At 64.5% G+C, this 20869-nt stretch carries 17 protein-coding genes; 6 read left to right on the forward strand and 11 right to left on the reverse strand.

Annotation, left to right across the window (positions count from 1 at the left end; genetic code table 11):
• Positions 1 to 64 precede the first annotated feature (64 nt).
• Positions 65 to 1864 (reverse strand): aminopeptidase P family protein, encoded by a 1800-nt coding sequence (locus Q0O40_RS04580; RefSeq protein ID WP_295526820.1) that lies wholly within the window; start codon positions 1862 to 1864, stop codon positions 65 to 67.
• A 70-nt stretch (positions 1865 to 1934) separates the two neighbouring features.
• Between Q0O40_RS04580 and Q0O40_RS04585 the strand changes: the two genes are divergently transcribed.
• Positions 1935 to 4016: a S9 family peptidase gene (locus tag Q0O40_RS04585; protein WP_295526774.1), complete on the forward strand. Its 2082-nt coding sequence runs from the start codon at positions 1935 to 1937 to the stop codon at positions 4014 to 4016.
• Here the strand turns inward: Q0O40_RS04585 and Q0O40_RS04590 are convergent.
• Together Q0O40_RS04590 and ald are read right to left on the reverse strand one after the other, a co-directional pair.
• Positions 4013 to 5560, reverse strand: coding sequence for a diguanylate cyclase (locus Q0O40_RS04590; protein ID WP_295526777.1), 1548 nt, complete (start codon positions 5558 to 5560; stop codon positions 4013 to 4015). The two genes, Q0O40_RS04585 and Q0O40_RS04590, sit on opposite strands and share 4 nt — an antisense overlap.
• A 232-nt stretch (positions 5561 to 5792) precedes the next feature.
• The gene (gene ald / locus Q0O40_RS04595; RefSeq protein WP_295526779.1) at positions 5793 to 6908 is read right to left on the reverse strand and encodes an alanine dehydrogenase; all 1116 of its coding nucleotides are present in this window, start codon (positions 6906 to 6908) and stop codon (positions 5793 to 5795) included.
• A 136-nt stretch (positions 6909 to 7044) separates the two neighbouring features.
• Here ald and Q0O40_RS04600 point away from each other — a divergent pair, with 136 nt between their 5' ends.
• Positions 7045 to 7506: an Lrp/AsnC family transcriptional regulator gene (locus Q0O40_RS04600; RefSeq protein ID WP_295526782.1), complete on the forward strand. Its 462-nt coding sequence runs from the start codon at positions 7045 to 7047 to the stop codon at positions 7504 to 7506.
• Here Q0O40_RS04600 and Q0O40_RS04605 read toward each other — a convergent pair.
• The 3 genes from Q0O40_RS04605 to Q0O40_RS04615 form a co-directional block, all read right to left on the reverse strand.
• The gene (locus tag Q0O40_RS04605; protein ID WP_295526785.1) at positions 7478 to 7888 is read right to left on the reverse strand and encodes a hypothetical protein; all 411 of its coding nucleotides are present in this window, start codon (positions 7886 to 7888) and stop codon (positions 7478 to 7480) included. The two genes, Q0O40_RS04600 and Q0O40_RS04605, sit on opposite strands and share 29 nt — an antisense overlap.
• A 184-nt stretch (positions 7889 to 8072) precedes the next feature.
• Positions 8073 to 10463, reverse strand: coding sequence for a DNA translocase FtsK 4TM domain-containing protein (locus Q0O40_RS04610; protein ID WP_295526787.1), 2391 nt, complete (start codon positions 10461 to 10463; stop codon positions 8073 to 8075).
• Positions 10464 to 10568: 105 nt separating this feature from the next.
• Positions 10569 to 11090: a thiamine phosphate synthase gene (locus tag Q0O40_RS04615; protein WP_295526789.1), complete on the reverse strand. Its 522-nt coding sequence runs from the start codon at positions 11088 to 11090 to the stop codon at positions 10569 to 10571.
• Positions 11091 to 11112: 22 nt separating this feature from the next.
• On the opposite strand from Q0O40_RS04615, the gene Q0O40_RS04620 reads away from it, so the two are divergent.
• Complete coding sequence (locus tag Q0O40_RS04620; RefSeq protein WP_295526793.1) at positions 11113 to 11784, forward strand: YggS family pyridoxal phosphate-dependent enzyme; 672 nt, start codon at positions 11113 to 11115, stop codon at positions 11782 to 11784.
• Positions 11785 to 11786: 2 nt separating this feature from the next.
• Positions 11787 to 13118, forward strand: a complete 1332-nt coding sequence (locus Q0O40_RS04625) for a hypothetical protein (protein ID WP_295526795.1) — start codon at positions 11787 to 11789, stop codon at positions 13116 to 13118.
• Between the two features lie 28 nt (positions 13119 to 13146).
• Here the strand turns inward: Q0O40_RS04625 and pyk are convergent, their stop codons facing one another.
• Complete coding sequence (gene pyk / locus Q0O40_RS04630) at positions 13147 to 14610, reverse strand: pyruvate kinase (RefSeq protein ID WP_295526798.1); 1464 nt, start codon at positions 14608 to 14610, stop codon at positions 13147 to 13149.
• Between the two features lie 86 nt (positions 14611 to 14696).
• On the opposite strand from pyk, the gene Q0O40_RS04635 reads away from it, so the two are divergent.
• Positions 14697 to 15032 (forward strand): DUF1244 domain-containing protein, encoded by a 336-nt coding sequence (locus Q0O40_RS04635; protein ID WP_295526801.1) that lies wholly within the window; start codon positions 14697 to 14699, stop codon positions 15030 to 15032.
• A 29-nt stretch (positions 15033 to 15061) separates the two neighbouring features.
• On the opposite strand, the gene Q0O40_RS04640 is transcribed toward Q0O40_RS04635, so the two are convergent.
• Genes Q0O40_RS04640 through Q0O40_RS04655 form a run of 4 tightly spaced genes read right to left on the reverse strand, consistent with a single transcriptional unit; the run spans position 15062 to position 18658 of the window.
• Positions 15062 to 15664: an ABC-type transport auxiliary lipoprotein family protein gene (locus Q0O40_RS04640; protein WP_295526804.1), complete on the reverse strand. Its 603-nt coding sequence runs from the start codon at positions 15662 to 15664 to the stop codon at positions 15062 to 15064.
• A gap of 31 nt (positions 15665 to 15695) precedes the next feature.
• Complete coding sequence (locus Q0O40_RS04645; RefSeq protein ID WP_295526806.1) at positions 15696 to 16634, reverse strand: MlaD family protein; 939 nt, start codon at positions 16632 to 16634, stop codon at positions 15696 to 15698.
• A gap of 9 nt (positions 16635 to 16643) precedes the next feature.
• Positions 16644 to 17546, reverse strand: coding sequence for an ABC transporter ATP-binding protein (locus Q0O40_RS04650; RefSeq protein ID WP_295526809.1), 903 nt, complete (start codon positions 17544 to 17546; stop codon positions 16644 to 16646).
• Positions 17543 to 18658, reverse strand: coding sequence for an ABC transporter permease (locus Q0O40_RS04655; protein ID WP_295526812.1), 1116 nt, complete (start codon positions 18656 to 18658; stop codon positions 17543 to 17545). Before Q0O40_RS04655 ends, Q0O40_RS04650 begins: the two co-directional genes overlap by 4 nt.
• Positions 18659 to 18755: 97 nt before the next feature.
• Between Q0O40_RS04655 and Q0O40_RS04660 the strand changes: the two genes are divergently transcribed.
• Positions 18756 to 20869 (forward strand): valine--tRNA ligase (locus Q0O40_RS04660; protein WP_295526814.1); only part of this gene is annotated, 2114 nt, incomplete at its 3' end.

Here is a 20869-nt window from a genome sequence, read left to right on the forward strand (position 1 = left end):
CCTGCCTCCATTATAGCGAGTCGCGGCAGGAACATATCACGAACAAAATCCGTCGCAATACCTTTCAAAGCGGCGCGCAGGCGGCCTCCAGCCAGACGCGGTCATCGCCCTCCAGCTGCGGCGCCAGCAGCGCCTGTGTTTGCGCGTGATAGGCATTCCACCACGCGCGCTCGGCCGGTGTCAGCAAGGCCGGTTCGACCATGGCGGCGTCGATCGGCACGAAGGTGAGCGTTTCAAAGCCGAAGAAATCCCCTTCCGCGCCCGCAATCGCGCGCGCTTCGACGAGCACCAGATTTTCGATGCGAATGCCGTAGTCGCCCGATTTGTAGTACCCCGGCTCGTTCGAGAGGATCATCCCGGGCAGCAGTTCCTGCTCGGTCCCGGCCTGCCCGCCCGCCGATTTGGCGATGCGCTGCGGCCCTTCGTGGACCGCCAGAAAGCTGCCGACACCATGGCCGGTGCCATGGGCATAATCGAGCCCGGCGGCCCAGAGATGCTGGCGCGCGAAACTGTCGAGCTGGCAGCCCCGGGTGCCGCGCGGAAACACCGCTGTGGCCAGCGCGATATGGCCCTTGAGCACGCGGGTGAACCGGTCGCGCACTTCGGTTGGCGGGGTGCCCGGGCCGATCCACACGGTGCGGGTGATGTCGGTGGTGCCATCCAGATATTGCCCCCCCGAATCGACCAGGTAGACGCTGCCGGGCGCGATGGCGCGGTTGGTGCTCTCGTCGACCTTGTAGTGCGGGCTCGCACCATTAGGCCCGGCGGCGGAGATCGTGTCGAAAGAAAGATCGCGCAGAACGCCGGTCTTCTCGCGTTCGGCGCGCAGCGCCGCTGCCGCTGACAGCTCGGTTTCGCCGCCGCCCGGCGCGACTTCGCCGAGCCAGCGCAGGAAGCGCGCCACCGCCGCGCCATCGCGCGCCTGCGCCGCGCGGTGCCCCGCCTGCTCGACCGGATTCTTGAGCGCCTTGGGCAACACGGTGGGATCGGTGAGCGGGACGCATGTCGCCCCGGCTTGCTCTAGCGCGGCAAAGATTGCGGCCACTGCGCGTTCGGGATCGACCGCCACCTGCTTGCCCGCCAGCGCTGCAAGCGCGGGGACGAACTGGTCGCGGTTCTGCACCCGTACCGCGTTGCCGAGATGGGCGGTGAGTTGCGGCGTCACCTTCTCGGGCGCGAGGAAGAGATCGGCGGTGCCATCGGCATGCGCGATCACGAACGACAGCGCGACCGGCGTATGCTCGACATCGCTGCCCCGGATATTCAGCAGCCATGCCGCCGAATCGAGCGCGGAAATCACCGCTGCATCAAGGCCCTTGGCCGCCAGCCATGCAGCCACCGCCGCGCGTTTTTCGTGCGCAGCCTGCCCGGCATGGGCATCATCATGCACCAGCGCAGGCGCAAGCGAGGGGGCGGGCCGATCCTGCCAGATCGCGTCGATGGGATTGGCCGTCACTGCGACCAGCTCGGCGCCGCGCGCCTGCAGCGCACGCGCGGCGCTATCGGCCCAGCCCTTGCCATGAAGCCAAGCATCATAGCCGATCCGCGCGCCTGCGGGCGCATGTTCGCCCAGCCACGCCGCAACCGAGGTCTGCGGCACCGCCTCATAGTCATAAAGCCGCCCATCGACCTGCTCGCGCACTTGCAGGGTATAGCGCCCATCGGTGAAGATCGCCGCCTTGCCCAGCAGCACCGCCGCCGTGCCCGCAGACCCGCCAAAGCCGGTGAGCCAGGCCAGACGCTGTGCATAAGCGCCGACATATTCGCTCATGTGCTCATCCGAGATCGGCACGACAAAGCCATCGAGGCCTTGCTGCGCCAGTTCCTTGCGCAGCGCTTCGAGGCGAGCTTCGTGCGGGTTCATCAGCATGGCTTCGGGTCCTTGGCGGGCATCGCGCCTTGCGGGCGGAGCGGCTTCACCATAGAGCTGCGGGATGACGGAAACCACCCCCCAGCCAGCGCTCACCCCCACATCACCGCCGGTTGCGCCCAAGATCCCCAGCAGCATGACACATCACGGCATGACCGTGCACGATAATTACGCATGGCTGCGCGATCCGGGCTATCCGGAAGTCTCCGACCCGACCGTGCTGGCGCATCTCGCGGCGGAAAACGCCTGGTTCGAAGCGCGGATGGCGCCGCAGCAGCCGCTGATCGACACGCTGTTTGCCGAGATGCGCGGGCGGATCAAGGAGGCGGATCGCTCGGTGCCGCAAAAGGACGGCGATTGGCTTTACTGGATCGAATTCGAGGAAGGCGCGGAATACAAGAAATGGTGGCGCAGGCCCGTGGCTGGCGGGCCGGACGCGCTGATCCTCGATGAAGTGGCGCTGGCACAGGGCAAGGACTTTTTCCGGCTGGGCGCGCTGTCGGTCTCGAACGATGGCGCGCTGCTGGCGTGGTCGGTCGATGATGACGGATCGGAGCGCTATACCGCGCGGATCAAGATCATCGCGACGGGCGAGATCCTGCCCGACGAGATTCCCGAAACCCTGTCTGGCCTCGTCTGGGTCGCGGGCGACAAGGGGCTGGTCTATAGCCGCGTCAACGAGAATTGGCGGACCGATAACGCCCGGCTCCACTGGCTGGGCCAGCCTGCCACAAGCGATGTCGAATTGTTCCACGAGGATGACGAGGGCTTTCGCGTATCGGCCGGGCTATCGGCCAACGAGGAATGGCTGGTGATCTCGTCCGGCGATCATGAAACCGGCGAGACATGGCTCGTCCCGGCGCATGATCCGCTGGCCAAGCCGCGCTGTGTCAAACCGCGCGCGGCGGGGATCGAGTACGATGTCGACCTGCGCGGAGACATGCTGTTCATCCGTACCAACGATACGCACGAGAACTTTCGCCTTGCCACCGCCACGCTGGCGCGGCCGGGCGAATGGAGCACGCTGATCGAGGGGACAGACGACTTCTACCTCACCGGGTTCGAGCTGTTTCGCGATTTCTATGTGGTCGAGGGCCGGGTCCGCGGGCTCGACCGGATCGAGGTGCGTTATTATGACGATCCCTCGCGGATCGAGCCGATCACGTTTCCCGAAGCCAGCTATGAGGCGAGCCTCGGCGATAATACCGAATGGGCGGTGGATACCCTGCGCTTGTCCTACGAATCGATGGTCAGTCCGGCTTCGGTTTATGACTACAACGTGGCCGATCGCGCGCTCGCTCTGCGCAAGGTTCAGGAAATCCCCTCCGGCTACGACGCTGCGCTCTATACCACCGAGCGGCTTGAGATGGCCGCGCGCGATGGCACGCTCGTGCCGGTTTCGGTGGTCGCCCGCAAGGACCGCGCGCCGGGCGGGCGGCTGCATCTTTATGGCTACGGCGCTTATGGCATTGCTATCGGGCCGGGCTTTTCGAGCAGCCGCCTCAGCCTGCTCGACCGCGGCTTTGCTTATGCCATCGCGCATGTGCGGGGCGGCGATGATCTGGGCCGCGCGTGGTACAAGGCGGGCAAGCTGGAGAGGCGGACCAATACGTTTGGCGACTTTGTCGATGTGGCAAAGGGCCTGATCGGGCTGGGCATGACTGCGCCGGGGCTGATTTCGATCTCGGGCGGATCGGCGGGCGGCGAACTGATGGGCGCGGTGATCAATTCCGACCCCGCGCTGTTCGGCGCGGTGGTGGCGCAAGTGCCGTTTGTCGATGTGCTGAACACGATGCTCGATGACAGCCTGCCGCTGACGCCGGGCGAGTGGCCCGAATGGGGCAATCCCTTGGAGGACAAGGCGGCGTTCGAACTGATCCGCTCCTATTCGCCCTACGATCAGGTTGCTCGCCAAGCCTATCCGCCGCTGATGGTTGCAGCCGGCCTTAACGATCCGCGCGTTACCTATTGGGAGCCGGCCAAATGGGTGGCGCGGCTGCGCGAGCTGAAAACCGACAGCAACGAACTTTTGCTCAAGACCAACATGGGCGCAGGCCACGGCGGCAAGTCAGGCCGGTTTGAAAGCCTGAAGGAAGCGGCCGAGGAGTTTGCGTTTATCCTGTGGCAGCTGAGTGCGGCGGATTAAGGCCTGATCACCGCAGCGGGCAAGCTCCGCGCACCGGAGAAACTGGTGAACTTCTCGCGCATCGTGCGATTGCGGCCCAACCGCTTGGCTTCATAGAGCAGCCGATCACATTGCGCGCAGAGCGCGGCGAATTCGACCTTGAAAGCGGCATTGCCATAGTGCTCGCGATGATCGTGTTCGACCAGCCCCATGCTGGCAGTGACGATCCGGTCTAGCCCAGGCACCCCTGCCGCGACCCGCGTGCTGATCGCGCGGCGTGAGTTTTCAGCGCGGTCGGCGGCGTCGGCACCGCGCAGCAGCAGCAGGAATTCCTCGCCGCCCATGCGCACTGCGCGCGTATCGGCATCGCTGGAGAGCGCCGAGGCGGCAACCTTGAGCACGGTATCGCCGACGCCGTGGCCATGAGAATCGTTGACCGATTTGAAATGATCGAGATCGAGCACCGCCATGGTGCGGAAACCCATGGCATAGAGTTCTTCAAACTGGTGCTCGATCGATCGCCGGTTCCAAAGGCCGGTCAGCGGATCGTGCCCGGCCACACTTTCGAGCTCCATCGCGCGGGCGGTGGCGCGGTCCCGCTTCAAGCGCAGATCGACGAAGCGGAAAACAATTCCCAGCGACATGATCAGCACGTAGCCCGCAAGGGCAAGCTCGAACGGCACCACCGATTCCGTAGGCTGCGCCATGGGCAGGAAATAGGCGGCTATCCGATAAACGGCGACCATCAGAATAGACGCGAGGCCGGCGATCAGGAAAAGGACAGCGCGGCTCTGCCGCCGCGAAGCGTCGATCAGCGCCGCAACGAGCATGCCGATCACCAGCGCCATATCGGCGTAACTGATGATCATGCTGTAGGGCCGGAGCACTTCGAGCGGCAAAGCTGAAATGACCGCTGCGAGCACGATGAATGGTCCCGCCAGCTTCAATGCAGCGCGCATCCGCGGCGATTGCCGATCAGGCTCGATAAACGTTGCGGCGATCATCAAGACGCAGGCGCAGGCGATGGCGAGAGACACAGTCCCAATGCCGAGTTCGGAATAACTATCGATGTCGATCAGCAGGTGGATGAAACCAGTGCTCATCATGGCCTGCACCAGCATGCACACGATGACGCCCGCATTCCACAGCACATAGGAACGGCGCAGCACGGGATAGAAGGCGAGGTTAAGCAGCAACGGCGCGATCAGCATGCCGCAGATCAGCGCCATGGCAATCATTTCGCCATTGCTCCAGCCAGTACCTTCCTGCCGCGAATCGAGCCACGCGTGGCTCGCGATGGTCTTGGTCATTGGCCGGTCGATGCGAACGATGACAATGTGCGGCGCGGAAGGAGTTTGCGGCAGAGCCATGACCATGAACGGTCCAGCGGTGATATGCCGCACGGCGGCTGGGTCGAAGCGCTGGCTGCGCACCTCGCCCTGTTCGTCGATAGCCCAGATCGTGATCGCAGCAAAAGGGCCAACCTGCGCCACAAAGCTGCGTGCCCGCGCCGCGTCTAGCGCCGGGTCCAGCCGGTAGCGCAGAAACAGGCTGTCCGGGCTCACATCGAAACCCGAAGGTTGGCAAATCCAGCGCCCATCCGACCGCATCACAGCGGCATAGCTTTCGTGGAAGGCAGCGGAGGTGTGACACGCTGACGCCAGGGCTATCGGTCGGGCAAAGCCATGCGTCGGCGCAAGACCAGCCCATATGGCCGCCAGCGCGAGCAGCAATAGCTTTAGCCGAACCCTAAAAATATCCGCGACGTAGCGCGAACAAGCTTAAGACTCTGGGCGTTTAGCTCAGTATTTCTACAAGGTTCGCCGCCGGATAACCGAGTTCGCGCGCCACAGCTTCATAAGGAATCTGGCCCTCATGAACATTGAGCCCGGCCGCCAGATGCGGATTGGCGCGCAGCGCTTCGCGCCAGCCCAGATCGGCGATGCGCAGCGCATGCGGCAGGGTCACGTTGTTGAGCGCATACGTGCTGGTGCGCGCGACCGCGCCGGGCATGTTGGCCACGCAATAGTGCACGATGCCATCGACGATATAGGTCGGCTCGGCATGGGTGGTGGCGCGGCTGGTTTCAAAGCAGCCGCCCTGATCAATCGCGACATCGACCAGCACCGCGCCCGGCTTCATGGTGCCCAGCATCGCGCGGGTGACGAGCTTAGGCGCCGCCGCGCCAGGGATGAGCACCGCGCCGATCACCAGATCGGCCTCGGCGACGCTCTCGGCCAGATTGGCAAGGTTGGAAAAGCGCGTCTTGGCGCGGCTTTCGAAATGGGTGCCGAGCCGTTCGAGCACTTCGGGATCGCGGTCGAGGATGGTCACGTCCGCGCCAAGCCCCGCGGCCATCTGCGCCGCATTGAACCCGACCACGCCGCCGCCGATCACCGCGACCTTGCCCGGCAGCACGCCCGGCACGCCGCCGAGCAGCACGCCGCGCCCGCCATGCGCCTTTTCAAGCGCGGTCGCGCCCGCCTGGATCGCCATGCGACCGGCCACCTGGCTCATCGGTTTGAGCAGCGGTAGCTGACCGCCCGCGCCGGTGACGGTTTCATAAGCTATCGCCGTCACGCCCGACTTCACCAGATCGGCGGTCTGCTCAGGATCGGGAGCGAGATGAAGGTAGGTGAACAGCACCTGGCCCCGGCGCAGCATCGCGCGTTCGCCCGCCTGCGGTTCCTTGACCTTCACGATCATCTCGCAGGCTTCGAACACGCTGGCGGCATCGCCGCGGATGTGCGCGCCGGCCGCTTCATAGTCATGATCGCTGGCGCCGATGCCGAGGCCCGCGCCGCTCTCGACCCAGACTTCGTGGCCATGTTGCACCAGTTCGCGCGCGCTTTCCGGGGTGAGGCCGACGCGGTATTCATGGTTCTTGATTTCGCGAACGGTGCCAACGCGCATGATCTTGCTCCCGAAGTGGCTGCTACGGCGCGATGATACATCGCGCGGGCCGGGAGAAGTTACCTCAATTGCGCTTTACTTTGCGCGAGATCGGCGATATTTTCCAATTTAAGGCTATAGATCGGGATTTTTTGCCATGGATCGCGCAGATATCGCTCTGGTTGACGCCTTGCAGCGCGATTCGTCGCGCTCGATTGCCGAACTCGCCGATGCTGTCGCGCTGTCGGCATCGGCGTGTCATCGCCGCATGCGCAGCCTTGAGGAACGCGGGGTGATCGCGGGTTATGCCGCGCGGGTCGATCCGCGCGCCATCGGTCTGGCCGCCGAGGTGTTTGTCGAGATCACGCTGACCAGCCAAAGCCGCGAAGCGATGGACAAGTTCGAGCGCGCGGTCGGCGACTTTGACGATATTCTGGAATGCCACCTGATGTCGGGCGGAGCGGATTATCTGCTGCGCGTGGCGGCGACCGACCTCGATCATTATGGCCGCATCCACCGCGATTGCCTGGCGCGGCTGCCGGGGGTTTCGGCGATGCGCTCAAGCTTTTCGCTGCGGCTGATCAAGCGGTTTACAGGGTACCCGGTGGCAAAGCGCTAGGCTTGCGGTGCGCGGCCCGGCGCGGCGGCGGCTGGCTATCCATCAGCACCAGCGTGGTGTCCGGGTCATCCAGTGCGAAACGCGCGCGCAGTTCGTCCTTGTAGGCCTCGACCGCCTCTTCATCGGGCAAGTGCGACAGCGCAAAACGGCGGACGACGAAATCGGTGGCGACGTCATGGAGCGTGAGATAGCGACCCGAGGCGAGCTCCGCCGCGCGCGAGACATTGAAGCCATCGGCGAGCGACCACGCATTCTTGGTCCAGGTGACAATGCGCCGCTGGCAATAGCGGCAGGTGCTCATGACCGAGCCGTCTTCCTGACGTTCACGCGCATGTTCGGGATGGTGGACCCGGGTAAACCAGCACTGTGTCAGGGCTTCCATCGGCGGGTCCATCTCCGGGTTTTCCCGCTACCTGCGAAGCAAGCGGCAGGGCGACCGGTGGCCGACCCACGCGATAGGGGGGAGCGAAGATCGCTCACCGGTCAGAAGCAAAGAACGGCAGGCGCACGCGTTGGTTAAGGGCCGGGGTTAAGGGCGGGGGTTGAGACCGCGGCGAGCGCCCGGTTTACAGCGGGTTGCCGTCCTTGTCCCGGTAGATATCGCGCCGCCCGACATGGTTGGCCGGGCCGACAAAACCGTCCGCTTCCATGCGCTCGACCCACTTGGAAGCGGTGTTGTAGCCCACGCCCATCTGGCGCTGAATCCAGCTGGCGCTGGCCTTCTGGCTCTCGAACACCAGCTGGCAGACCTGGCGGTACTTGCGCTCCTCGGGCGCATCGGACGCGGTCGCATCGAGATCATCGAAGCCGAAACCGCCATCCTCGGGCTCTTCGGTGACCGAATCGACATAATCCGGGGTGCCTTGCCCGCGCCAGTGTTCGGCCACGCGCTCGACCTCTTCGTCGCTCACGAACGGGCCGTGGACGCGCTTGATCGGGTCGTTCGCGGGTTTGTAAAGCATATCGCCCTTGCCCAGCAGCTGCTCGGCGCCCTGCTCGCCCAGAATGGTGCGGCTGTCGATCCGGCTTGCGACCGCAAAGCTGATCCGAGTGGGCAGATTGGCCTTGATCACCCCGGTGATGACATCGACCGACGGGCGCTGCGTCGCCATGATCAGGTGAATGCCCGCCGCGCGGCTCTTCTGGCTGAGCCGCTGGATCAGGACTTCGATTTCCTTGCCCACGGTGATCATGAGATCGGCCAGCTCGTCGACGATGATCACGATCTGGGGCAGCACCTCGTAATCGAGCTGCTGCTCCTCATAGATTTCCTCGCCCGTAACGGGATCGAAGCCAACCTGAATGCGCCGCCCGAGCGGCTTACCCTTGGCTGCCGCCGCGCGCACTTTATCGTTGAAGCCTGAAATATTGCGCACGCCGACCGAGGACATCATGCGGTAGCGCCGCTCCATTTCCTCAACCGCCCATTTCAGCGCGCGCACCGCCTTGGCCGGCTCGGTCACTACTGGCGAGAGCAAGTGCGGGATATCGTCGTAGCTTTTGAGTTCGAGCACTTTGGGATCGACGAGAATGAGGCGGCACTGCTGCGGCGTGAGCCGGTAAAGCAGCGAGAGCAAGATGCAGTTGAGCCCGACCGATTTGCCCGAGCCGGTGGTGCCCGCGACCAGCAAATGCGGCATCGCGGCAAGATCGGCGATGATCGGCTCGCCCGCGATATCCTTGCCCAAAATGATCGGGAGCAGGCCCTTGGCATCGACAAACTTGTCGCAGGCGATGATCTCGCGAAACGAGACCATATCGCGCAGCGCGTTGGGCAGCTCGATCCCCATCACCGTGCGCCCGGGGATGGCGGAGACGCGCGCCGAAATCGCGCTCATGTTGCGGGCGATATCATCGGCCAGGCCGATCACGCGGCTGGCCTTGATCCCGGGCGCAGGCTCCAGCTCGTACATCGTCACTACCGGGCCGGTGCGCACGGCGGTGATTTCGCCCTTCACATTGAAATCGTCGAGCACGTTTTCGAGCAGGCGGGCGTTGCGCTCAAGGCCCAGCTTGTCGATCTTGGGCTGCGAATTGACCGGCATTTCTTCGAGCAAAGTGATCGCGGGCAGCTCGTACCGGTCGAACAAGTCGCCCTGCCGCGCCTTCGGCCCGATCTCCGCAGCCGCAGGCGGGCGCGAGGGATCGGTGATCTCGGTCACGCGGCGCGGCGCGGCGCTGGTTGCATTGTCGAGCAGCTCGGAAACGAAGCCCGGCACCTCGGCAGGCGCGGGTTTGGTTTTCGCGGCGCGCGGCGCGGGCCCCTCGGCTGGTTCGCTAGTGGCGCGGCGCAAAAAGACGGGGATGCGCGGTACCCGGCTCCAATCGAGCGCGAACACCCGCGCGGCCACCATCAGCCCGCCAGCCAGCGTGACCAGCCCGAACGCGAGGATGATCCAGCCTTCTGCCGAAGGGATCAGGTGACCGGCCGCGCGGATCGCCAGCGCGCCCAGCAGGCCGAACAGGCCGCCCACCCCAGCGGGCAGCGTGCCGCCGGGCGCGGTGAACATCAGCGCGAGGCTGGTTCCCAAAAGCGCCATCGCCAGCATCGATAGCAGCGCGAGATGCCACCAGACGGGCAACGCGAGCGGCACGTCGTCGTCTTCGTCGGCATCGATCAGATCGCCCGCCGCATCCCACAAGCGGCGCGCAAAAACCACCAGCAAGGGCACGCCCAGCATGCCGGGCAGGCCAAACACCAGCAGCACCCGCTCCGCCGCCCAGGCACCGGACAGGCCCATCCAGTTGGCCACCGGGCTGCCCGAGGCGGTGCTGCCCGAGGGATCGGTCTGGGTGTAGCTCGCCAGCGCGAGCGCGATGAACACGGCCGCGCCGAGCAGCACCAGCGCGCCGATCAGCTCGGCGCTGCGCCGCAAGCTGCGCTTCAGAACTGCTTTCCAGTCTGCCGTGCTACCTACGCGGCGGCCTGCGACCGGTGTGAGTGCCCGAGATGCCATTGGTCCTACCCTTCGCGGTGCATCATGCGCTGGATGGGGAGTCATCGTCAAGAATCCACGCGAATCCGGCGAGTCGATTTGTCGCAAAAGCGGGGCTGGCGCGGATCAGCAAAGCCCGTCGATCGCGGCCCAACCGTGCACCGGCAGCCGCGCCGCGCGTTTGGCGGTCATCCCGCCCAGCGCATAGACCGGCAGCGGCGAGCAACGCGCGAGGCACAGGAACCGCACCGCGCCGAGCACTTTGCCGCCGGGATGGGTGCGCGTGGCGAAGACCGGCGAAAGCAGCACCGCATCGGCGCGGGCACGCGCCGCCGCGCCGATCTCGCGCAGCGAATGCGCGGTCGCCAATCGCAATCCGGCATGCCCCAGCGTTCGCGGCGCGCCATAGGCGCCATCGGCGGGCCACCCCCGCGCGCCGCGTGCCGTGATCACCAGAATCCCGCGCCTGCGGCACAGACGGCGCAAAGCTGCATAACGCGCGCGCCGCGCGGCCGGGGCGAGATGATAATGCCGATAGACCAGCCCGCTGCCCCGCGGCAGCCGCGCGATGGCGCGTTCAAGCCGTGCATCATTGCGGGCATCGCTGAGCAGCAGCAGGTTCGGAAGGGCCAGTTGGCGCTTTGCCATGCGCGCGCTATAGCATGCGGCCATGAACGAACCAGCCAGCCTGCCAATAAGCCTTCTTGCCGCGGTGAACGCCCGCATCGCCAATGCTTGCGCGATTGCCCGGCGCGCGCCCAGCGACGTCGCGCTGATCGCGGTGTCAAAAACCAAGCCAGCCGAGGCGATTGTCCCCCTGATCGGCGCGGGGCACCGCCTGTTCGGCGAAAACCGGGTGCAGGAAGCGCAGGACAAATGGCCCGCGCTGCGCGAGGCGCATGCTGGTTTGGAGCTTCATCTCATCGGCCAGTTGCAATCAAACAAGGCCGAGGACGCGGTTCGGCTGTTTGATTGCATCCATTCGCTCGACCGGCCCTCGTTGCTGACGGCGCTGGCGCGGGCGATGGACAAGGCGGGGCGGCAAGTGCCGTTGTTCGTGCAGGTCAATATCGGCGATGAGCCGCAGAAGGGAGGCTGTGCGCTATCCGACCTGCCGTCGTTGCTGGTCGAGACGCACCAGGCCGGGCTGCCGGTGATCGGTCTGATGTGCGTCCCGCCTGCGGGAATCGAGGCTGCGCCGTTCTTCGCCCTGATGGCCAAGCTGGCCGATGATCATGGCCTCGCGGGCCGATCGATGGGCATGAGCGATGATTTCGAAACAGCCGTGATGCTCGGCGCTACGCATATTCGCGTCGGTTCAGCGCTGTTTGGAGCGCGGTGATCATGGACAAGAGATTGCGCGCCGCTTCGATCCTGCTGATCCTCGCCAGCCCCGCCGCAGCGCAGGAAGCGATGGATCACGCCGCCATGGATCATGGCGCAATGGATCACGCCGCCATGGATCATGGCGCAATGGATCACGCTGCGATGGATCATGGCGCGATGGACATGTCCATGCCGGGCATGGACCACGGCGCAATGTCGATGAACGGGCAGGGATCGGGCAGTTCGCGGCTGCCCCGAAACGAACCGATGGCAGGCGTTCATCTGGTTTCGAACGCCGACGACATGGTGATGGTCGCGGGTTATGTCTGGCCGATCTACACGAACCAATCCGGCCCGCGCGGCGACGACAAGTTTTACGCGCAATCGGCCGCCATGGTGATGTGGATGCACGATTTCGGCGGCGCGCAGCTGACCGCCTCGGCCATGCTCAGCGCCGAGCCCACCATGCGCCACGATGGCTATCCGATCCTGTTCGGTTCGGGCGAGGTCGGATATGGCCAGCCGCTGGTCGATCGCCAGCATCCGCACGATCTGTTCATGGAACTGGCGGCCAAGCTCAACGTGCCGATCGCGCCGGGCATCTCCGCCTTCGTCTATGGCGGCCCGGTCGGCGAACCGGCGCTGGGGCCATCGGCGTTCATGCACCGCGCCTCCGCCCGGTATAATCCCGAAGCCCCGATCACGCATCACTGGTTCGATTCGACGCATATTACGTATGGGGTGATGACCGCGGGCCTAGCGGGCAAGGCGTGGCAGCTGGAAGCAAGCGCGTTTCGCGGGCGCGAGCCGGATGAGCACCGCTGGGCGATTGAAGCGCCGAAGCTCGACAGCTGGAGCGTGCGCGCCAGTTTTGCGCCATCGCCCGCCTGGCTGGTGCAGGCCAGTTACGGCACATTGAAGCAGCCCGAAGCCACGCATCCGGATGAGGATGAGCGGCGCTTCACCGCATCGGCGCATTTCAACAACGGCAAAGGGCTCTCTGCCACAGCAGGGTTCAGCGCCAAGCGCCGTATCCCCGGCGAAACCCGCACCGCATGGCTGGGCGAAGCGAACTGGAACATCACGCGCCATCACACGCTGTTTGGCCGGATCGAGAATGTCGCCAACGATGAGCTTTTTCCCGACGAGGATGATCCGCTCCACGACCAGCCCTTCCGCGTGACCAAGTTTCAGGCGGGCTACGCCTATCGTCTTGCGCTAAAGGGCCCGGTGCAGGTGGCGCTGGGCGGATCGGTTGCGCTGTTTGCCAAGCCTGCCGCGCTGGATAGCGCTTATGGCAAGAACCCCATCGGCACCACGATCTTCGCGCGGTTCAGCATCGGGCCGTGAGGGCGCGAGATTTGAGCGCAATCCCGCGCTACGAATCCGCACCCTCATGCTTGGCCAATTCGTCGCCGACAAGCGTCACCACATGGAGCAGATTGGTCGCGCCAGGCGTGCCGAAGGGCACCCCGGCAAGCGCAATGAGCCGCGATCCGGCGGTGCCGAATGCATGGCGCAGCGCCATGCGCTTGCCCTTGGCGATCATCTCTTCGAAACTGCCGATATCCTTGGTGGCAACCGCGTGTGCGCCCCACAGCAATCCGACCTTGCGCGCGGTCATCACCGAGGGCGTGAGCACCAACATCGGCACGCCCGGCCGTTCGCGCGCCACGCGCCGCGCGGTTGAGCCGGAGCCGGTGAACACGATAATCCCCGCAATCGGCACCGCGCGGGCGATGCTGGCGCAGGCCTGCGCGAGCGCATCAGCGGTGGTCGGATCGGGCAGGGTCTCGATGAAATGGACCCGCGCGGCATAGCCGGGATCCGCCTCGACCTCCTTGGCGATGCGGTCCATGATCGTCACCGCTTCCTCTGGCCAGGCCCCCGCCGCGGTTTCGGCCGAGAGCATCACCGCATCGGCCCCATCATAGACCGCATTGGCAACGTCCGACACTTCGGCGCGGGTCGGCGTCGGGCTTTCGATCATCGATTCGAGCATTTGGGTGGCGACCACCACCGGTTTGCCCTGCCGCCGCGCGGTCTCGACGATCCGCTTTTGCAACGGCGGCACCTGCTCGGGATTAAGCTCGACCCCCAGATCGCCGCGCGCCACCATCAGCCCGTCGGAAAGCTCAAGGATTTCCTCCAGCCGCGAGATGGCGGCGGGTTTCTCGATCTTGGCCATCAAGGCGCCGTGGCCGCCCATCAAGCGGCGCGCCTCGGCCACGTCTTCGGGCCGCTGCACGAACGACAGCGCGATCCAGTCTGCGCCCTGGCCCACGGCAAATGCCAGATCGCGGCGGTCCTTGTCGGTCATCGCGGGCACCGGGATCACCGCGTCGGGCACATTGACACCCTTGCGATTCGAGATCACGCCGCCGACTTCCGCCGAGCACAGGATTTCATCGGCATCGGCGCGCAGCACGCGCAGGCGCAGCTTGCCATCATCGATCAGCAGGCGCTGGCCGGTGTGCAGGATGCCAAACAGCTCAGGATGCGGCAGGCAGGCCCGGTTTTCATCGCCGAGTTCGGGATTCCGGTCGAGCGTGAAGTGGCCCGAATGGCGGATCACCGCGCGGCCATCCTTGAAACTGCCGACCCGCAGCTTGGGCCCTTGCAGATCGCATAGCACGGTGATCGGGCGATTGACCTTGCGCTCCAACGCGCGGATCGCGGCGATTGTCGCGGCGTGAACCGTGTGGTCGCCATGGCTCATGTTGACGCGGAATGCATCGACCCCGGCGCGCAGCAGCTTTTCCAGCATTTCGGGAGAATTGCTGGCGGGGCCGACCGTGGCGAGAATTTTCACCTTGCGGCCGCGGGGATCGAGTTTTGCCACGCCTGAGACCTCGCTTCGCCAGAAGTCTGGCTGTAAAGACGGGGTCGCTATGGCCCAAGTCCATGACAAACCCAAGGACGATTGCGATGGATACGAATTCAACCTCAGCCGCGGACTCACCGCCGCAGACTGGCCTCGACGATCTGCCCGATGCAGTGGCAGCCGCCGCGTTTCGCCGCCTTGTCCACCATTTGCGCCGCCGCCATGATGCGCAGAACATCGAGCTTATGGGGCTGGCCGGATTTTGCCGCAATTGTCTTGCGGATTGGATCATCGAGGCGGGGGCCGGGCTCGACAAAGCGGCGGCGCGCGAAATGATCCACGGCATGCCCGCCGCCGAATGGAAAGCTCGGTTCCAGAGCGAGACCACGCCCGAGCAGATCGCCCGGATGGACGCCAGCATGGCCCGCAACGCGCAATAGCGCCGGGTTAGCAGGCCATTAGGACGTGATCAGGATGCGGGCGGCGGCGATACCCAGTCGCAAACTTCGGTGACGACCGCGTTTGCCGCGCGATTGAGCGCCCGGCCGACGTCCTCGCCGCTCGGTGCGATGCCGGGAACGACATTTTCAAACCGGCGGGTTTCGGCTTTGCCCCCAGGCAGAAACTTGACCGCATCGAAGCGGACCAGAGCGGAACGGCTGCGCGCATCGTAGCCCATCGCCAGCAGGCGGCCGCCGATCTTGAGCGCCGCCACATTCTGGTCAGCTTCGATCACCAGCCCCTTGTTGCGCGCGCGCAGGCCATCGGCGAGGAGATGCTGAAACTGGCGCGAAGGGCGCTCGACCCACTGCGCCCCTTTCAGATAGGCGACGGACGAATCGTTCACTTGCACGGGCACGCGCAGCACGCCGAGACGCGCATCGGCGGCCGGTTCGAGCACGACGATCGCCTCGGAAAGCAGGCCGCTGGAGCCCGAACCGGCGGCTGGTGCCGTGGCGGAGGACAAGCTGAGCAGAATGCTCGGCGACTTGGCACCGATATTGACACAGGCCGAGAGGCCCAGCGCCAGAAGCGGGGCCACCAGCGAAAGGGCGGGGCGGATGCTGCTCATCAGTCGTTCTCCGCGCTGCGCACCAGCAGCGTCATGGTTTGTAGTCCGGCAGTTTGGGGCTGCCGACCACGCTGGTGATGCCGCGATCGTTGATCCGTTCGGTCACCGCGCGCAGCGATTGCGAGGTCGCCTGAACATCGCGCAGGGTTGCCTCGAGCGCGGGCAGGGAATGCTCGTTGATCTGGCGCACGGTTGGCCGGGTTTCGTCAAACACATCCTGTAGCGATTTGGCCGCGAGCTGCGCCGCCTTCAATGTCGCGCGCAATTCCTTGGCCAGACCATTGCCCTCATCATTGACCATCTCGTTGGCCGAATTGGAGAGCTTGTCGATGCTGGCCAGCGTGACGGTCGCCTGCTTGATGGCAATCTGCAGTTCGGCCAACGTCTGCTTCACTTCGGGCGCAGCGGCGGCCAGCGAAGCGGTCAGCTTGTCCGAATTGACCAAAATGTTCTCGAACGATTTCTGGTTCTTGTCTGACAGCACCAGCGAAAGCCGCTCGCTCAGCGAGGCCAGCCGCTCGATCAGGAGCGGCGCGCTGGACAAGAGCGCGCCCAGCCCGCCGCGTTTGGTCGGGATCACCGGCGCACCAGCCGGACCCGGCTCGGTGATTGGCGGCGCGCCTTTGACCGCGCCATCGAGCAGGATGGTGGTCACGCCGGTAAAGCTGCCCTGAAGGCTGGCGGTGGTGCCCTGGAGGATCGGAATCTTCTTGTCGATCTTGATCCGCACGCGCACGAACTCGGGGTCTTTCTCCCACAGATCGATATCCTTGACGAGGCCAGCCGGTACGCCCGAAAACGAGATCGCGGAACCTTTGGTCACGCCGTCGACCGATTGCTTGAAAAAGATATCGTATTCGAGCTGATCACCCTGGCCCAGCCGCGCGATCCAGATGGTCAGCGCGGCAAGCCCTGTCAGCAGCGCGAGGGTTACGACGCCGACCCAGATATGATTTGCCCGTGTTTCCATTGCGTCTCTCTATGCCTGTCCGCGCGCCGGTGCGACAGTCCGATCTTGTGCGGTCTGATCTTGCGCGACATGATCTTGCGCAATCGCGGCCGCTTCGTGCAGCAGCTCGGCATTGCGTTCCTGCGCATTCTGCGCGGCGCGCCCGCGCGGGCCATTGAAGTATTGCTGGATCCACGGATGATCGGTGGCCAGAAGTTCGGGGATCGTGCCCACCGCGATCACCCGCTTGTCGGCGATCACCGCCACCCGGTCGCAAATCTCGTAAAGCGTATCAAGGTCATGCGTGATCAGAAACACAGTGAGCCCAAGGGTTTGCTGCAGGTTCAGGATCAGCTGGTCGAACGCTGCCGCACCGATCGGATCGAGCCCGGCGGTCGGCTCGTCGAGAAACAATAGCTCGGGATCAAGCGCGAGCGCGCGCGCGAGGCCGGCGCGCTTGCGCATGCCGCCAGAAAGCTCGGAGGGAAACTTGCCCGTAGCCTCGGCCGGCAATCCCGAAAGCAGCACTTTGTAACGCGCGATTTCATGGCGCAACTGGTCGTCGATCTCGGGGTAAAACTCGCGCAGCGGCACTTCGACATTTTCCGCGACGGTCAATGTGGAAAACAGCGCGCCGCCTTGAAACAGGATGCCCCAGCGGCAGCGGATGTCGATATCGTCATCATCGCGCGCATCGGTGATCGCGCTGCCAAGCACCTCGATCTCGCCCGCATCGGGGATCTGCAGCCCGATGATCGAGCGCATCAGCACCGATTTGCCGGTGCCGGAGCCGCCGACCACGCCCAGTATCTCGCCGCGCCGCACATCCAGATCGAGGTGTTCGTGCACCACGAAATCGCCGAACGCGTTTTTCAATCCGCGGACGCGGATCGGGAAATCGCCCGGTGTGTCCGGTGTCGGAGCGCAGCTCATCCCCAACCCACTTCGGTGAAGAACACCGCAAAAAACGCATCGAGCACGATCACCATGAAAATCGCCAGAACCACTGCCGCAGTCGTCCGCGAGCCCACTTCTTCGGCATCGGCTTTGACCTGCAGGCCCTGAAAGCAGCCCGCCGTGGCCACGATCAGGCCGAACACCGGCCCCTTGATCAGCCCGACCCACACATCATGGAGCGGCACCACTTCGGGAATGCGAGCGAGGAACGCGAAGAACGGGATGCCCAAAGTGAGCGAGGAAACAAAGGCCCCGCCGATGATCCCCATCGCCGCGCCAAACACGCCCAGCAGCGGCATCATCAGCATGGTGGCAAGCAGGCGCGGGATCACCAGCGCCTCGATCGGCGAAACCCCGATGGTGCGCATCGCATCGATTTCCTCGGTCAGCTTCATCGTTCCCAGCTGCGCGGCAAAGGCCGAGCCGGAACGGCCCGCCACCATGATCGCGGTCATCAAGATGCCTAGTTCGCGCAAGGTGATCCGCCCGACCAGATTGACGGTGAGGAACTCCGCGCCAAATTGCCGCAATTGCACAGAGCCTTGCTGCGCGATGACGATGCCCACCAGAAAGCTCATCAACCCGACAATGCTGAGCGCGTTGACCCCGATCAGCTCCATCTGATGAAACAGCGCATTGCCGCGAAACCGCCCAGGATGGCGCAGCAGATTGCCACTGGCGAGGATGATCTGGCCCATAAAGCCGAACACTTGCAAGATGCCCGCCCCGGACCCGATCACGAACTTGCCGACATTTGCCGCCACGCGTTCGAACAGCGGCAGGCGCGGCGCTTCGATCCGGTCGGTGTTGCTGTCCGAGCCGCTGACCGCTGCGATGAGCCGCTGCGCATCGGTGCTGGCGTTGACAATCGGCGCGCCCAGTCGCTGCGACAGGCTCCACGCCGTCCACGCGCCGACCGTGTCGATCCGGGCGATCTGGCCCAGATCGATTGCGGTCACGGCATCTGAAACCGCACGCAAGCGCCCATCGACGCTGCCGATCGAAGACACCAGCAACGGCCCCCTGAACGTCAATGTCAGCCCGCCATCAGCGCCGGGTTCGGTGGTAAAATCAGCTGTCGCCCGCATCGTGCTTGCTTCATGCGGGAAATCAGCACCATGGGCAAGGCATCCGCAAGCCCGCGAACGCTTGCAGGCATTGGCCCGCGCTGGCAAAGCGCGACGCATGACCGAAGCCCCAACCCAAGACGCGGCGGAGCAAGCGCTGCCCAAAACGTTCGAGCCCGCCCGGATCGAAAAGAAATGGTATGCCCACTGGGAAACGCACGGCCTGTTTCGGCCCGAACGCCCCGATGCTGCGCCCTTCACCATCGTCAATCCGCCGCCCAACGTGACCGGGTCGCTCCACATCGGCCATGCGCTCGACAATACGCTGCAGGACATCGTCGTGCGCTACGAGCGGCTGCGCGGCAAGGATGCGCTGTGGGTGGTGGGCACCGATCATGCCGGGATCGCCACGCAGATGGTGGTCGAGCGGCAGATGGAAGCGGCAGGGGACAAGCGCGCCAACTATACCCGCGATGCCTTCATCGAGAAGGTTTGGGAATGGAAAGGGACAAGCGGCGGCACGATCACCGGCCAGTTGCGCCGGCTGGGCTGCTCGATGGATTGGTCGCGCGAACAGTTCACGATGGACCCGCATTTCACCAAGGCGGTGGTGAAGGTGTTCGTCGACTTATACAATGAGGGGCTGATCTACCGCGACAAGCGGCTGGTGAACTGGGACCCCAAGCTCAAGACCGCGATTTCCGACCTTGAGGTTGAAACCCGCGAGATCAAGGGCAGCTTCTGGCAGTTTCGCTATCCGCTGGCCGATGGCGCGCGGCTGGACGACGGGCGCGATCATATCGTGGTTGCCACCACCCGGCCCGAGACGATGCTGGCCGATATGGCGGTGGCGGTGAACGCGGAGGACCCGCGCTACCGCTCCGTGATCGGCAAGTTCATCGACTTGCCGCTGACCGGGCGGCGCATTCCCATCGTGGCCGATGAACACGCCGATCCGGCGCTGGGCAGCGGCGCGGTGAAGATCACGCCGGGCCACGATTTCAACGATTTCGAAGTGGGCAAGCGCGCCGGGATCAAGCCCGCCGACATGCTCAACATGTTCGATGCCGAGGCCCATGTGGTGCAAGTGGCCGACGGACTGATCCCGGAATCGTTCGTCGGCATGGAACGCTTTGCCGCGCGCGCGGCGGTGGTCGAGGCGATGCAGGCGCTCGGCGCGCTGGTGCCCTATGTGACCAAGAACAAGGACGGCGAGGAAATCGAACTCGACGCGGAGCCACGCACGATCCAGACGCCTTACGGCGACCGCGGCGGCGTGGTGATCGAACCGTGGCTGACCGATCAATGGTATGTCGACGCTGCCAAGCTGGCGGTCGCGCCGATGGAAGCGGTGCGCAGCGGCGCAATTGAGATCGTGCCGAAGACGTGGGAGAAGACGTACTTCAATTGGATGGAGAATATCCAGCCTTGGTGTGTTTCGCGGCAACTTTGGTGGGGGCATCGGATACCGGCTTGGTATGGGCCAAGCCGAGAAATTCTTGATCCTATGAGCTTTGATGATTCGTCTAATGCTACTATGTCATTTGTTGCGACTGGTGATGACGAAGTCAAAATTGCTGCTTCGGAATACTATGGCGTCACGCCGGATCAAATCATAATCGCCGATGATCTCAATGAAGCGGTTGAAATGTCAGGCACTCAGCCGGGCATGCTTGTTATTTATCGCGACCCCGACGTCCTCGACACATGGTTCTCTTCCGCGCTCTGGCCCTTCGCCACGCTCGGCTGGCCGGAGGATTCCCCCCTCCCGCCTGCGGGAGGGGTCGGGGGTGGGCCAGCGGCAGGCACAGCGTCGGACCAGCCCACCCCAACCCCTCCCGCAAGCGGGAGGGGCTCACAGTCGCTCCTTGCCAAGCACTACCCCAACGACCTGCTGATTTCAGGCTTCGACATCCTGTTTTTCTGGTGCGCGCGTATGGCGATGCAGGGGATGCATTTCATGGAGGGGGAAGTGCCGTGGAAGCGGCTTTATCTCCATGGGCTGGTGCGCGCGGCGGACGGGCAGAAGATGTCCAAGTCCAAGGGCAACGTGGTCGATCCGCTGGTCCTGATTGACCAATATGGCGCGGATGCGCTGCGGTTTTTCATGGCGGCGATGGAAAGCCAGGGCCGCGATGTGAAAATGGATGAGCGCCGGGTCGAGGGTTATCGCAACTTTGCCACCAAGCTGTGGAACGCGGCGCGGTTCTGTCAGGCCAATGGCATTGCGGC

The organism is Novosphingobium sp. Chol11 (genome assembly GCF_945870625.1).
GTDB lineage: Bacteria > Pseudomonadota > Alphaproteobacteria > Sphingomonadales > Sphingomonadaceae > Novosphingobium.

Coding starts and splice junctions, on each gene's coding strand:
- Q0O40_RS04580 (WP_295526820.1), bottom strand. CDS start 1,864: ATGAACCCGCACGAAGCTCGCCTCGAAGCGCTGCGCAAGGAACTGGCG.
- Q0O40_RS04585 (WP_295526774.1), top strand. CDS start 1,935: ATGACGGAAACCACCCCCCAGCCAGCGCTCACCCCCACATCACCGCCG.
- ald (WP_295526779.1), bottom strand. CDS start 6,908: ATGCGCGTTGGCACCGTTCGCGAAATCAAGAACCATGAATACCGCGTC.
- Q0O40_RS04600 (WP_295526782.1), top strand. CDS start 7,045: ATGGATCGCGCAGATATCGCTCTGGTTGACGCCTTGCAGCGCGATTCG.
- Q0O40_RS04605 (WP_295526785.1), bottom strand. CDS start 7,888: ATGGAAGCCCTGACACAGTGCTGGTTTACCCGGGTCCACCATCCCGAA.
- Q0O40_RS04610 (WP_295526787.1), bottom strand. CDS start 10,463: ATGGCATCTCGGGCACTCACACCGGTCGCAGGCCGCCGCGTAGGTAGC.
- Q0O40_RS04615 (WP_295526789.1), bottom strand. CDS start 11,090: ATGGCAAAGCGCCAACTGGCCCTTCCGAACCTGCTGCTGCTCAGCGAT.
- Q0O40_RS04620 (WP_295526793.1), top strand. CDS start 11,113: ATGAACGAACCAGCCAGCCTGCCAATAAGCCTTCTTGCCGCGGTGAAC.
- Q0O40_RS04625 (WP_295526795.1), top strand. CDS start 11,787: ATGGACAAGAGATTGCGCGCCGCTTCGATCCTGCTGATCCTCGCCAGC.
- Q0O40_RS04635 (WP_295526801.1), top strand. CDS start 14,697: ATGGATACGAATTCAACCTCAGCCGCGGACTCACCGCCGCAGACTGGC.
- Q0O40_RS04640 (WP_295526804.1), bottom strand. CDS start 15,664: ATGAGCAGCATCCGCCCCGCCCTTTCGCTGGTGGCCCCGCTTCTGGCG.
- Q0O40_RS04645 (WP_295526806.1), bottom strand. CDS start 16,634: ATGGAAACACGGGCAAATCATATCTGGGTCGGCGTCGTAACCCTCGCG.
- Q0O40_RS04650 (WP_295526809.1), bottom strand. CDS start 17,546: ATGAGCTGCGCTCCGACACCGGACACACCGGGCGATTTCCCGATCCGC.
- Q0O40_RS04655 (WP_295526812.1), bottom strand. CDS start 18,658: ATGCGGGCGACAGCTGATTTTACCACCGAACCCGGCGCTGATGGCGGG.